At 32.1% G+C, this 13,872-nt stretch carries 15 protein-coding genes, 1 tRNA gene and 1 pseudogene; 10 read left to right on the forward strand and 7 right to left on the reverse strand.

Going from position 1 to position 13,872, the window contains the following annotated elements; translation table 11 throughout:
• The 7 genes from folE to scpA all read left to right on the forward strand — a co-directional run.
• The coding region (gene folE, locus ABWO04_RS06530) for a GTP cyclohydrolase I FolE (protein WP_353078424.1) at window positions 1–513 on the forward strand (513 nt) is incomplete at its 5' end.
• 102 nt (window positions 514–615) lie between these two features.
• Complete coding sequence (gene udk / locus ABWO04_RS06535; RefSeq protein WP_353078426.1) at window positions 616–1,227, forward strand: uridine kinase; 612 nt, start codon at window positions 616–618, stop codon at window positions 1,225–1,227.
• Window positions 1,227–1,580 (forward strand): FtsB family cell division protein, encoded by a 354-nt coding sequence (locus ABWO04_RS06540; RefSeq protein WP_353078428.1) that lies wholly within the window; start codon window positions 1,227–1,229, stop codon window positions 1,578–1,580. Before udk ends, ABWO04_RS06540 begins: the two co-directional genes overlap by 1 nt.
• 37 nt (window positions 1,581–1,617) lie before the next feature.
• Window positions 1,618–2,982 (forward strand): methylmalonyl-CoA mutase subunit beta, encoded by a 1,365-nt coding sequence (locus tag ABWO04_RS06545; RefSeq protein WP_353078429.1) that lies wholly within the window; start codon window positions 1,618–1,620, stop codon window positions 2,980–2,982.
• Between the two features lie 54 nt (window positions 2,983–3,036).
• The gene (locus ABWO04_RS06550; protein ID WP_353078431.1) at window positions 3,037–3,273 is read left to right on the forward strand and encodes a hypothetical protein; all 237 of its coding nucleotides are present in this window, start codon (window positions 3,037–3,039) and stop codon (window positions 3,271–3,273) included.
• The gene (locus ABWO04_RS06555) at window positions 3,263–3,556 is read left to right on the forward strand and encodes a type II toxin-antitoxin system RelE/ParE family toxin (RefSeq protein WP_353078433.1); all 294 of its coding nucleotides are present in this window, start codon (window positions 3,263–3,265) and stop codon (window positions 3,554–3,556) included. The genes ABWO04_RS06550 and ABWO04_RS06555 overlap by 11 nt, the downstream gene beginning before the upstream one ends.
• Window positions 3,557–3,566: 10 nt before the next feature.
• Window positions 3,567–5,690: a methylmalonyl-CoA mutase gene (gene scpA / locus ABWO04_RS06560; protein ID WP_353078435.1), complete on the forward strand. Its 2,124-nt coding sequence runs from the start codon at window positions 3,567–3,569 to the stop codon at window positions 5,688–5,690.
• Between the two features lie 47 nt (window positions 5,691–5,737).
• Here scpA and lpxD read toward each other — a convergent pair whose 3' ends face one another.
• The 4 genes and pseudogenes from lpxD to ABWO04_RS06580 all read right to left on the reverse strand — a co-directional run.
• Window positions 5,738–6,736, reverse strand: coding sequence for a UDP-3-O-(3-hydroxymyristoyl)glucosamine N-acyltransferase (lpxD, locus tag ABWO04_RS06565; RefSeq protein WP_353078437.1), 999 nt, complete (start codon window positions 6,734–6,736; stop codon window positions 5,738–5,740).
• A gap of 131 nt (window positions 6,737–6,867) precedes the next feature.
• Window positions 6,868–7,770: a site-specific tyrosine recombinase gene (locus ABWO04_RS06570; RefSeq protein WP_353078439.1), complete on the reverse strand. Its 903-nt coding sequence runs from the start codon at window positions 7,768–7,770 to the stop codon at window positions 6,868–6,870.
• A gap of 98 nt (window positions 7,771–7,868) precedes the next feature.
• Window positions 7,869–7,944: transfer RNA gene (locus ABWO04_RS06575), tRNA-His, on the reverse strand.
• Between the two features lie 64 nt (window positions 7,945–8,008).
• A pseudogene (locus ABWO04_RS06580) lies at window positions 8,009–8,143 on the reverse strand (bacillithiol biosynthesis deacetylase BshB1); the annotation flags it as partial.
• A gap of 127 nt (window positions 8,144–8,270) precedes the next feature.
• Here ABWO04_RS06580 and ABWO04_RS06585 point away from each other — a divergent pair.
• On the forward strand, window positions 8,271–8,987 hold the full coding sequence (locus ABWO04_RS06585; RefSeq protein ID WP_353078441.1) for a hypothetical protein: 717 nt from the start codon (window positions 8,271–8,273) through the stop codon (window positions 8,985–8,987).
• 94 nt (window positions 8,988–9,081) lie between these two features.
• Here ABWO04_RS06585 and bshB1 read toward each other — a convergent pair whose 3' ends face one another.
• The 3 genes from bshB1 to ABWO04_RS06600 all read right to left on the reverse strand — a co-directional run bounded on the left by bshB1 (window position 9,082) and on the right by ABWO04_RS06600 (window position 11,414).
• Window positions 9,082–9,798, reverse strand: a complete 717-nt coding sequence (bshB1, locus tag ABWO04_RS06590) for a bacillithiol biosynthesis deacetylase BshB1 (protein ID WP_353078443.1) — start codon at window positions 9,796–9,798, stop codon at window positions 9,082–9,084.
• A 162-nt stretch (window positions 9,799–9,960) separates the two neighbouring features.
• Entirely contained in the window at window positions 9,961–10,989 is a 1,029-nt protein-coding gene (locus ABWO04_RS06595) for an isochorismate synthase (RefSeq protein ID WP_353078445.1), read from the reverse strand.
• The gene (locus ABWO04_RS06600) at window positions 10,989–11,414 is read right to left on the reverse strand and encodes a hotdog fold thioesterase (protein ID WP_291241316.1); all 426 of its coding nucleotides are present in this window, start codon (window positions 11,412–11,414) and stop codon (window positions 10,989–10,991) included. The genes ABWO04_RS06595 and ABWO04_RS06600 overlap by 1 nt, the downstream gene beginning before the upstream one ends.
• A gap of 232 nt (window positions 11,415–11,646) precedes the next feature.
• Between ABWO04_RS06600 and ABWO04_RS06605 the strand changes: the two genes are divergently transcribed.
• Complete coding sequence (locus ABWO04_RS06605; RefSeq protein ID WP_353078447.1) at window positions 11,647–13,194, forward strand: hypothetical protein; 1,548 nt, start codon at window positions 11,647–11,649, stop codon at window positions 13,192–13,194.
• Between the two features lie 121 nt (window positions 13,195–13,315).
• On the forward strand, window positions 13,316–13,872 hold a 557-nt coding region (locus ABWO04_RS06610; RefSeq protein ID WP_502903971.1), incomplete at its 3' end, for a phosphoribosylformylglycinamidine synthase-related protein.

Here is a 13,872-nt window from a genome sequence, read left to right on the forward strand (position 1 = left end):
GCTTTGGATTTAGATTTAACTGATGATTCTTTGAAAGGAACTCCGGAACGAGTAGCAAAAATGTATATTGAAGAAATTTTTTCTGGGTTAAATCCTAAAAATAAGCCTAAAATGGCACTTTTTGAAAACAAATACCAATACAATCAAATGTTGGTAGAAAAAAACATCACGTTTTACTCCAATTGTGAACATCATTTTGTACCCATTTATGGAAAAGCACACGTAGCATATATTTCTTCTGGAAAGGTAATTGGCTTATCTAAATTAAATAGAATCGTACAATATTATGCAAAACGACCTCAAGTTCAAGAACGATTAACGATGCAAATTGCTGAAGATTTAAAGAAAGCTTTAGATACAGAAGATGTAGCCGTTATAATTGATGCCAAACATCTTTGCGTATCTTCAAGAGGCGTTCAAGACGAGAGTTCTGCAACAGTGACCACATCTTTTAATGGCGCATTTAATACACCACAAAAAATAAATGAATTATTACAATTAATCAATAATTAATTTTCATTTAAAAATAGTTAATAAAATTCTATCTTTTCCTTTAAGATAGAATTTTTTTTATAGTATATATTTCTATCTTTGTGTAAATTAAAGTTACTATTTATGCTTATTATTGGTATTGCTGGTGGTACTGGTAGTGGAAAAACTACAGTTGTACATCAAATTATGAATGAACTGCCTTCTACAGAAGTGGGTGTGATATCTCAGGATTCTTATTATAAAGAAACGAGTAATTTATCTTACGAAGAGCGAACTAAAATTAACTTTGATCACCCACGTGCTATTGATTTTGAATTGTTAATAGCGCATTTAAAAGACTTAAAAGCGGGAAAAATAATTGAACAACCCGTTTATTCGTTTGTAACCCATAATAGAACGGGTGATACCATAAGTACACATCCAAGAAAAGTAGTAATTGTAGAAGGAATTTTAATTTTTACAAATCCAGAAATTCGTGATTTGTTTGATATTAAAGTTTTTGTTCACGCCGATTCCGATGAACGATTAATACGTCGTTTAAAACGAGATATAGCAGAACGAGGTAGAGATATGGATGAAGTTTTAAATAGATATCAAACCACTCTAAAACCAATGCACGAGCAATTTATTGAACCAACAAAAGCGTTTGCCGATATCATTATTCCAAATGACAAATACAATACGGTTGCCATTGATGTTGTAAGAGCAGTTATAAATCAACGAATAGACAAATAATGTTTAAAAAAATTCAAATACTAGTTCAGAAATTTCCTTTTCTAAGTTTTTTAGGAAATAAATACGCTATAACATTGATTGCTTTCATTGTATGGATGCTGTTTTTTGATAACTATTCTTATTTTGAACATCGTTTTTTAAATGGTCAGATTGACGAATTAAATGACAATAAAAAATATTACAAGTCAGAAATTGCCAAGGATAGTGTAAAAATAAAAAATCTGAAAAACGATAATATGACCGAAAAATATGCTCGCGAAAAATACTTTATGAAAAAAGATAGCGAAGATATTTACATCATAGAATTTGAAGAAGATAAAATAAAAGACAGCTTACTTGAAGCAAAAAAGTAACCTAAACGCATACGTTTTCAAATCAAAAACCAAATCAATGAAAACACAATTATTTCAAGATTTTGATGCTGTTTCATCTAAACAATGGAAACAACAAATTCAATTTGAGCTAAAAGGTGCCGATTATAATGACACCCTTATATGGGAAAGTTTAGAAGGTATAAAAGTAAAACCTTTTTATCATTCTGATGAAGAAATTAAAAATCATCCAACAAATAGCAACGCAACCGAATTTAAAATTTTGCAAAATATTTATGTTCACGATGTGCAAATGTCAAACAAAAAAGCAAAAGAAAGCCTACAACGAGGTGCAGAAAGCGTTCGTTTTACCATTGAATCTGATAAAATAGACCTATCAAAATTAATGAATAATTTACCCGTAGAAAGTGTGGTATATTATTTCTTTTTGCCTTTTCTATCACAAGAGTATGTGGCAATTTTAAATAATTTCGCAGCTAAAAACGGGTATAATTTTATCATTCAAATTGATGCTATAGGCCAACTATGCAGGGACGGAAATTGGTATGAAAACCTAAATTCAGATATTCAAAAACTGAATGAAATTTCAAAAAATACTACCATTCCCTTTTTAACGATACAATCTGGAATATATCAAAATTCTGGTGCCAATATGGTGCAACAATTGGCATATACTTTAGCACATTGTAATGAATATTTCAATAGAATTTCAAAAATAAATCAGCCAATTTCTATTGAAGTTAGTGTGGGCACAAATTATTTTTTCGAAATCGCTAAAATTAGAGCTTTACGTTTACTTTTCAACACATTAGCTATCGAATACAATTATAATTTTGATTGTCATATCGTAGCAACACCCACAAAACGCAACAAAACAATTTACGATTATAACGTAAATATGTTACGAACTACAACCGAATGTATGTCGGCTATTTTAGGCGGTGCTAATGCGGTTTCTAATTTAGCTTATGATGCCATTTATCATAAAGACAACGAGTTTGGCGATAGAATTTCACGCAATCAGTTACTAATACTGAAAGAAGAAAGTTATTTCGACAAAGTAAATAATCCATCAGATGGCGCGTATTATATTGAATCTTTAACGGAACAATTGGCAGAAAAAGCTTTAGAAGTATTTAAAGAAATTGAAGCTAATGGTGGTTTTATCACACAATTAATTGAAGGCACTATTCAAAGAAAAATTTCAGAAAGCGCACTAAAAGAACAAGGATTGTTTGATTCTGGTAAAGAAATTTTATTAGGAACAAACAAATATCCAAATCCAAACGACAAAATGAAACACGATTTAGAGTTGTTTCCTTTCGTAAAAACAAAAGATAGAAAAACGCTAATTGTACCGATTATTGAAAAACGATTGGCCGAAAAAGTAGAACAAGAACGTTTGGCACAAGAGTCAAACTAAAAATCGATTTCTCAATCATAAAATTCATTATATTTGAATATAAATTAAAGTACTATGGAAGCATTCAGAAAAACAGTTACGGTAAAAAACCATAAAATTAGCATTACACTTCCTGAAGATTTTAGTTCTGAAGAAGTTGATGTTATCATTTTACCTTCTCAAAATAAGGAATTCAACATTCCTCAATGGCAAATGGATCAAGTAAGAGAAAGAAGTGAGGAATATCATAAAAATCCTTCTATTGGTTTGGATTTTGATGAAGCAATGAAAAATATTGAAAATGAAATATAAAATAATTCTTTTACCAAAGGCTTATGAAGATATTAAAGAAATAAATGCGTTTTACAAAAAAATTAATATTGAATTAGCTAAAAGATTTAATACTAATTTTAAAATAGAAATTAAAAAAATAGCAAACAATCCTTTACTTTTTCAAGTAAGGTATGATTTGACATTTCGAGTTGTAAAAATCAATGATTTTCCATATTTAATCCATTTTGAATTACTCGAAAATCATATAATTATAAATGCAATTTATCATTCATCCAGGAATAGTAAATTAAACGAATTTTAATTTTACAAAATTGAGAAAAAACATACAACATATACAATTAGTCAAAAGTCAAAAGTCGAAAGTTGAAAGTAATCAAACTAACTTCCACACAGCCGAAGACATTGATTTAAAAAAAACCTACTCCAAAGAAGATATTGAAGGATTAGAACACATTGGTTTTGGAGCGGGTTTTGCACCAAACTTACGAGGTCCTTACGGCACAATGTATGTTCGCAGACCTTGGACAATTCGACAATATGCCGGTTTTTCAACGGCTGAAGAAAGCAATGCGTTTTACAGACGAAATTTAGCAGCCGGACAAAAAGGGCTATCCGTAGCCTTTGATTTAGCCACACATCGCGGATACGATTCGGATCATATTAGAGTACAAGGTGATGTTGGTAAAGCAGGCGTAGCTATTGATTCGGTGGAAGATATGAAAATTCTTTTCGACCAAATTCCGTTAGACGAAATGTCGGTATCTATGACAATGAATGGTGCGGTATTACCTATAATGGCCTTCTATATTGTAGCTGCAGAAGAACAAGGCGTAGCGCCAAACCAATTAGCTGGAACCATTCAGAACGATATATTGAAGGAATTTATGGTACGAAATACGTACATTTATCCACCAACGCCTTCTATGAAAATTATTGCCGATATTTTTGAATATACGAGTAATAATATGCCAAAATTTAACTCCATTTCCATTTCTGGTTATCATATGCAAGAAGCAGGTGCAACTGCCGATATTGAATTAGCATATACACTTGCAGATGGCTTAGAATATATTCGCACCGGATTATCAACAGGGATGAAAATTGATGAATTCGCGCCTCGCCTATCTTTCTTTTGGGCAATTGGAATGAACCATTTTATGGAAATTGCTAAAATGCGTGCAGGAAGAATGCTGTGGGCAAAATTACTAAAACAATTTAATCCTAAGGATGAAAAGTCATTAGCATTACGTACCCATTGTCAAACATCGGGTTGGAGTTTAACCGAACAAGACCCATTTAATAACGTAGCTCGAACTACAATTGAAGCTGCAGCAGCTGCTTTTGGTGGGACGCAATCGTTACACACTAATGCCTTAGACGAAGCCATAGCTTTACCCACAGATTTTTCAGCAAGAATCGCTCGAAACACGCAAATTTTCTTACAAGAAGAAACTAAAATTTGTAAAACAGTAGATCCTTGGGCAGGAAGTTATTACGTGGAAAGTTTAACGGCAGAAATTACAGAAAAAGCGTGGGCATTAATTGAAGAAGTAGAAGCTTTAGGCGGAATGACAAAAGCCATTGAAGCAGGAATACCAAAATTACGAATTGAAGAAGCTGCCGCACGTAAACAAGCACGTATTGATAGCACACAAGATATTATTGTAGGCGTAAACAAATACCGTTTAGAAAAAGAAGATCCGTTACATATTTTGGATGTAGATAACGATATGGTGCGCAAGCAACAAGTTGAAAGATTGGCTGAAATAAAAACAAAAAGAGATACCGCTAAAGCAGCAAAAAGCATACAAGATTTGACAAAATGTGCTAAAACAGGAAATGGCAATTTATTAGCTATAGCTATTGAAGCCGCCAGAAATAGAGTAACTTTAGGAGAAATTAGTGATGCCTTAGAAGTGGTCTTTGGACGTCATAAAGCACAAATTAAATCGATAAGTGGAGTGTATAGTAAAGCCATAAAAAACGATGAAAGTTTTGAAAAAGCAAAACAATTAGCAAACAGATTCGCCGAAAAAGAAGGTAGAAGACCAAGAATTATGATTGCTAAAATGGGGCAAGACGGACACGACCGTGGCGCAAAAGTAGTAGCAACAGGTTATGCCGATGTTGGTTTTGATGTAGATATTGGTCCTTTGTTTCAAACACCTGCCGAAGCAGCAAAACAAGCTGTGGAAAATGATGTACATATTTTAGGTGTTTCATCTTTAGCTGCAGGACATAAAACTTTAGTGCCTCAAGTAATTGAAGAATTAAAAAAATATGGTAGAGAAGATATTATGGTAATTGTTGGAGGTGTAATTCCAGCACAAGATTATCAATTTTTGTTCGATGCAGGAGCAGTTGCCGTTTTTGGTCCCGGCACTAAAATTAGTGAAGCCGCAATCAGTATTTTAGAAGTTCTTATTGAGGATTAAATCTATTTAAACCTGACAGGTTTCAAAAACCTGTCAGGTTTAATTTATTATTTATTAGCATCTCGTACCAATCTTTTCAAAATTGCCCATTGTTTTAGCGCATCTCTGGCTTCTACTGCTGGATAGCCTAACATTGTTTTTCCTGCAGGAATATCGCCCGTTACTCCAGAACCTGCACCAACAATAGCACCATCGCCAATTACCGTATGGTCTTTTATTGAAGCACTTCCACCAATAATAACGCCATTTCCTAACGTAACAGAACCCGCTAAACCTGAGTTACCTGCCATAATACAAAATTTACCCAATTTACTGTTGTGACCTATTTGTACTAAATTGTCAATTTTACAACCATCTCCAACAATTGTAGAACTAAATTTCCCTCTATCTACACAAGAATTGGCACCAATTTCTACACCATTACCAATAATAACATTTCCAATTTGCGGAATTTTTACCAATCCTCTTTCTGGATCTGGACGGAAACCAAAGCCATCCGCACCAATAGTTGCATTTGGATGAATAATACAATGACTACCAATATGGCAACGCTCTCTAACAACAGTGCCCGACCAAATGGTGGTTTGATTTCCAATGGTACAAGCATCTAAAATTGTTACGTTTGGATAAATAAGTACATTTTCACCTATTTTAACATTAGGTCCAATATACACCCCAGCTCCTATTTTTGTATGATTCCCAATAGTTGCAGAAGCATCAACAACCGCTGTTGGATGAATATTTACAGCAAGAACAGGCATTGGTGGCGCAAACAGTTCCAATACTTGCGACATCGCCAAATCGGCGTTTGACACTTTAATAAAGGCACGATTTTCTCCTGGTTCAATAGCTATATCTTGATTTACAACTGCTACACAAGCAGATGATGTAGCCCAAAATTTTTCGTATTTCTTGTTTCCTATAAAAGAAATTTCAGTCTCTTTTGCTTCTTCTAATTGTTCGGGAGCTGTAATTAGCGTGTTTGTATGTCCAACAATTTCCCCTTTTAATACCTGATTTATTTCTTCAATAGAATATGTCTTCATTTGATGTAGTAGTTAATGATTTTAATATCAATATTTTGCCCCAATTTACATCAAAACTAATTAATATGAAAATTTTTTAATTTTTACAAAATAATAATGTAGAATAAATTCGAATTTAAAACGACAAAAAATTATTTCCCTCTTGGATGAAAAGAATGCATCACTTCTGCTAAAAATTTTCTATCTAAATGCATATACACTTCAGTTGTTGTAATCGATTCGTGACCTAACATCAGTTGGATAGAACGTAAATCGGCACCATTTTCTAATAAATGTGTCGCAAAAGAATGTCGGAAAGTATGGGGCGAAATGGTCTTTTTTAAATCTATTTTTACGGCTAAATCTTTTATAATCGTAAAAACCATCGCGCGGGTAAGTTGTTTTCCTCTTCGGTTGAGAAACAACGTATCTTCGTGTCCTTTTTGAATAGACAAATGGGTACGAATGAAGTTTTTATAATTTAAAATTAGTTTTTGCGTGGGCAATCCTATGGGTACAAAACGTTGTTTGTTTCCTTTTCCTGTAATTTTCAGAAAACCTTCATCAAAAAACAAATCCGATATTTTTAACGTAATTAATTCCGAAACCCTTAACCCACAACTATATAAAGTTTCTAACATTACTTTGTTGCGTTCTCCTTCTGCTGAAGTTAAATTTATGGCTTGAATTAATAAATCTATTTCATCTGTAGAAAGTGTATCGGGTAATTTTCTACCTGTTTTTGGGACTTCAATTAATTCAAGCGGGGTATCTTTTCGGTAATCTTCAAAAATTAAATAATTAAAAAAACTTTTTAATCCTGAAATTATTCTGGATTGACTTCGCGCATTAACTTGAGTAGAAATGGTATAAATAAATTGTTGTACCTGTTCGTCAGTAATTTTTACTGGAGTAACTTCTATGTTATTTTCTGTTAGAAAACCAACCAATTTTTCAACATCAAACGAATAATTTTGAATGGTATTTGGAGACAATCCACGTTCCAAACGTAAATAATTTTGATATTCTTTTAGGTACGAATTCCAGTTTGACATCTCGTATTGAATTTAGGCTAAGATATAGCTTTCTATTTTCTGATGCAACACTAATAAAATAAAGGCATAAAAAAAGCCTTACATTTCTGTAAGGCTTTGGGTGGAAGACCGGGTTCGAACCGGCGACCCTCGGTACCACAAACCGATGCTCTAACCAGCTGAGCTACAACCACCATGTATAAATACGGGTGCAAATATAACACTAAACTTGATACTTGCAAAGAAAAAAATAAATAATTTACTTCAAATCCCCTAAACTATTGACTGTCAAATATCTTTCAACAGTAAAACCTTCAGCGTACTCCACTCCCACTAAACGCCCTAAATCCATAGCACGGTATTCGATACTATCTAAAAAGTTTTTTGAGGTAATTGTTTTTTTTAAAAATCTCTTTTAGAAATTGAAAATTACTTTAATCTATTGAAATTTATGAGATTGTATTCATAAAGTCACATATAACTGATTTATTTTTATATTTGTAAGATTATAATCAAAAACTATGAAAAAAATATTTTACGTATTAAGCATTACATTTTTAATATTGCAATCGTGTTCATCGGAGGATAGTTCAGACAACTCTAATAACAACGAAGTAGTTCTTATAAAAAGACTTGAGAGTTCTAATAATACTGATTTTGAGTATTACAAATATAATGGAACAAAATTAAATTATGTTTCAACTGGGGATGAAAATGGTCAAATTTGGAGAAAACAATTTACTTACTCTGGCGATTTAATAACAAAAACAGAATGGTATGAAAACAATCAACCTACAGGAGAAAAGAACACTTACGCATATTCTAACAATAAACTAAGTGAAGTTAGAGTCTATTCACCAGGTGCAACTCTAGAATATAAAGAAAATTATTCTTATAACTCAGATGGGTCAATTGATGTAATTAAAACAGGTTATAATGGAAATAGCGGAGGTTTTGTAAAAATATTTATAGATTCAAATAATAATATCATAAAAAAAGAATATTTGGGAGGTAATATTCAATTATTTGAATATGACAACAAAAATAACCCTCACAAAAATATTACTGGGGTGGATAAATTAATTGGTCGTGAAGGAATTAGTGTTGGGGGTAACAACAATCTTATTTCAAGAGAAAATAAACTTTTTAATTATCAATATAATAATCAAAATTATCCTACTTCTTGTGAAATATTAGAAACAGGGCAATCGCCTGTAGTTTATGATTTTTATTATTAATCTTTTACCTTATAGTTAACATAGGCAATCAAGCGGTATCTCAAAAATATTTTGCTTTGTCTCGCTTGGCAGTTTCTATCGCTTTAACAAGATTCTATTTCAAATCCCCTAAACTATTAACCGTCAAATGTCTTTCTACAGTAAAACCTTCAGCGTACTCCACTCCCACTAAACGCCCTAAATCCATAGCACGGTATTCAATACTATCTAAAAAGTTTTTTGAGGTAATTGGTGTATTGGGTTCGTTGGAATTTGGATTATAAAATTGGGTAGCATAGGCTTTTACCGCTTTCATTTTTACATCCATAAATTCGGAAACATCCACTACAAAATCGGGCTCTATAGTTTGCCATTGTATGTAATGATAGACCAATTTTGGTCGGTAATGCGTTTGTTTTTCGCCATTAAGCTCGGTTTCAATTTTAGTTAAACCGGATAAAAAACAAGCGTCACTAACTAATTTACTTCCTTTTTCGTGGTCGATATGTCTATCTGAAATAGCGTTACACAACACAATTTCTGGCTGGTATTTGCGAATCATTTTAATGATTTCAAGTTGATGTGCTTCATCATTCACAAAAAAACCATCTCTAAAATTCAAGTTTTCTCTAACTGAAACTCCTAAAATTTTAGCTGCGTCATTAGCTTCTTCATCTCTGGTTTGAGCCGTTCCACGAGTTCCTAATTCACCACGAGTTAAATCGATGATTCCAACTTTCTTACCTAGTGAAATTTCTTTGGCAATAGTTCCCGAACAACCTAATTCTACATCATCTGGATGCGCACCGAATGCTAATATGTCTAATTTCATTTTTAAACTTTTATATTTTAAACACATAGAAACATAGTTTTTCTTTGTGTTTGTTTTTAGTCGTTTCACTTAACATAGTTTACAAAGCATCACTATGTGAACTATTTAAAATATAATGCCTTTATAAATTTTCTATGTTCCTATGTGTTTCCAATTTTATTTCTAAATTAAAACACTTAAAATCGTTTTGGCTTTATTTTCAGTTTCTATAAATTCTTTTTCAGCTTGGCTGTCTTTTGTAATGCCGCAACCTACGTAAATAGTTATCAAATTATTTTCAATTTCACAACACCTCAAATTTACAAATAAATTCGTTTGTTCTTGCATTCGGAATTCGCCTAAAAAACCAGAATAATATTTTCTATTGTACTTTTCGTTTTCTAAAATAAAATTTCTGGCAATATGTAAAGGCATTCCACAAACTGCAGAAGTTGGATGTAAGGCATTAATTAAATCGTTTTCAGAAATAGCTGCTTTTAATTTCCCTGAAATATCTGATTTTAAATGTACTACATTTCCTGCTTTCTGCGTGTATGCTTTCGAAATTTGTATATTTTCAACTAAATTTTCTGTGCTATTTTTTATATAATCGGTAACCAATTGATGCTCTTCAACTTCTTTTTCTTGCCAAATTACGTTTTCTGAAATCACTTGCGTTCCTGCTAAAGAAACGGTTTCAAAAGTATGGTTATTAATTTTCGTTAATTGTTCTGGTGTGGCGCCCATCCATAATCCTACTTGAGGATGATACCACAAATATCGAAAAGCAGTTGGATACGTTTTTAAAAGTTTTTGATACGATTTTATAACATCTACCGATTGCGAAACTTCAATTTTACGAGACATTACCACTTTTTGAAACGTCCCATTTTCAATTTCCGAAACCGCTTTTTGAACTAAATTTTCAAATGATTTTTGAGCGTTTTCATCAGAAGTATGTTCTACATTAAAATTTTGCGCTTCTATATTAAAAATAATTTCTTCATGAAAAACTTCGGAATCCGTTAATGGAAAAACCACGTTTGTTGTATTGTAAAAACCAGCAAAAACAAATCCACTTTGATTTTCAAAAACGTGTAAAGCATCATTTTTTTGAAAAATACCTTGTAAAACAACATCATCTGGTTTCGCATACACTACAAAAGGCAATTGATTTTGAAAATAAAAAAGGGCTTTTTCTAACAAGTTCATTACTTAACTCTTCTTGATAAAACCATATTAGACAACTTACATAAAGAAATTAGTTTGTCGTTTTCATCCACAATTCTAATTTCCCACAAATGAATACTCGCACCTTTATGTATAATTTTTGCCGTACAAAAAACAGTTCCTTCTCGTTTGCTACGTAAATGATTGGCACTAATTTCGATACCACGAACTTCCTGTTTTTCTGGATTTATGAACATTAATGAAGCGGCACTTCCCACACTTTCTGCTAAAGCCACTGTAGCACCACCGTGCAACAATCCCATAGGCTGATGCACTCTGGAATTGACTGGCATTTTCGCTTTTAAAAAATCTTCACCCGCATCAATATACTCGATTTCTAGGGTTTCCATTAACGTATTTTTAGACCATTCGTTACAAAGTGCTAAAAATTTTTCTTTATTAAACATAAATAGTTATTTTTACAAAGTTACAAATTTATATTTCTATAAAAATATACCAAAACGAACATTTTTTCGTTTTATATAATTATAAAAATTATAGCCACGAATTTTCGAATTAAAAATTGTTCAAAAATAATTCGTATCGACTTTGTCGATAATTAATTCGAATTAAATTCATATTTTAAGATTACAAAAATTCGGCAATTGGTGGCAAATAAAAAAACATAAAAAAATAAATATGCGTCAGTTACTACTTTTTCTTGGAATAATTGCTACTTTTTGTTTCTCATCGTGCAGAAACGAGCTTGATTTTGAATCGAGTATTGGTACCTTAACTTTTTCCAAAGAAACCGTGTATTTAGATACCGTTTTTACAAATATTGGCTCAAGTACCTATACACTAAAAGTGTACAACAATAGCAATAAAAACATCTCTATTCCAAAAGTGCGATTGGGAAAAGGACAAAGTTCAAATTACCGATTAATGGTAGATGGAGTGCCGGGAAAAGAGTTTGAAAATGTAGAACTTTTAGCCAAAGACAGCTTATTTGTATTTATAGAAATTACCTCAAATATTGCCAATGCAAATCCAGCCGATTTTTTATATACCGATAGAATTGAGTTTGGCGAAACGAATAATTATCAAAAAGTAGAATTGGTTACGTTAATTCAAGATGCTGTTTTTATTTATCCTGAAAGAACGGGAAGTCCAAATAATTATACCTACGAACAAATTAATTTAGGAACAAACACAGAACCTACAAACATTACAGGAACCAATTTAAGTGAAACAGATGCCACAAACGGAAACGAGTTGCATTGGACAAATACAAAACCCTATGTAATATACGGTTTTGCTAAAATTCCAGAAACAAAAACACTTGTTATTGATCCTGGAGCAAGGGTACACTTTCACGCGAATTCTGGTTTAATTGTAGCTGCAAATGCACATTTACAAGTGAATGGAAATTTATCTACAACCGACGATTTAGAAAATGAAGTAATTTTTGAAGGCGATCGTTTAGAACCAAATTATAGCGAAGTACCTGGACAATGGTTAGCAGTAATATTTATGGGAGGTAGCAATCAAAATGTTATAAAAAATTTAACCATTAAAAATGCAACTGTTGGTATGTTGGTTTCAAATAATGATGGAACCACTACTCCAACTATTGATATGATGAATGTGCAAATTTACAATTGTGTTAATGTGGGAATTTTAGCCCGAACTGGAAATATCTCAGGTAAAAACGTTGTGATTAATAATTGTGGACAAGCCAGTTTAGCGTGCACCTATGGTGGAAGTTACGACTTTACGCATTGTACGTTTACCAATTATTGGAATTCACCGAGTCAAACAAGTTTGGTATTAACCAATGAAAATATAAGCAGTTCGGTTCAAACTTCATTAACACAAGCTAATTTTAAAAATTGCATATTCTATGGTTCCAGTAATTACGGCATTGCCTTAGAAAAAACAGGAACCGTTTTTAATTACAAATTTGATAATTGCTTGATTAAATTTGTGGATTATAACAACCAAATTAGTGCGAATCCGTTATACCAATTTTCTACAAATACGTCAAAATATGTAGGGTGTATTTTCGCAATTAATTCAACAGCAAACAAACCTGAGTTTAAGAATACAAGCCTAAATGATTTCCGAATTAATGAAAATTCTATTTGCAGAAATAATGCTAATTTTACGTATTCATTTCCGTTAGATATCCTTGGGACAACCCGGACAAATCCTTCCGACATAGGTGCCTATGAATATTTACCTTAATTTTAAAATTTTGAGCGGTTTTTACCACTCTTTTTTTTTATACTTTAAGAAGAAAGTTTAACTTTGCATCAGAAACAACTAACACAACTGAAATTACATTCAGTTCAAGCAACTCAACTTTATGATTTTTTTCTTTGGAAACCAAAGCAATACCGTTTTTGCAGTTCAGTCTCAATCTGAAATTTCTACCGAAAACATCCAAAAACTAAACTGGTTATTTGGTGAAACACAACAAATAAACAACAAAACAATTTCTGAAAATTTTGTTGGTCCACGCGCCTCAATGATTACGCCTTGGAGTACAAATGCCGTTGAAATTACTCAAAATATGGGTATTTCAGGTATAATTCGTATTGAAGAATTTGAAAAAGTAAGTTCCGATTTCAATGATTTTGATCCGATGTTGTTTCAAAAGTATACAGAATTACATCAAGAAATTTATACCATACATATTCAACCTGAACCTATTTTAGAAATTGACGATATTGCATCGTACAACAAAACAGAAGGTTTGGCATTGAGCGCTGAAGAAGTCGATTATTTAAACAATCTTTCAACTAAATTAGGTAGAAAATTAACCGATTCTGAAATATTTGCCTTTTCACAAGCCAATTCAGAACACTGCCGTCATAAAATTTTCAACGGAACTTTTATTGTAGATGGCGAAGAAAAACCAAC

It is taken from the genome of Flavobacterium sp., assembly GCF_040382755.1.
In the GTDB taxonomy this organism is placed as follows: domain Bacteria; phylum Bacteroidota; class Bacteroidia; order Flavobacteriales; family Flavobacteriaceae; genus Flavobacterium.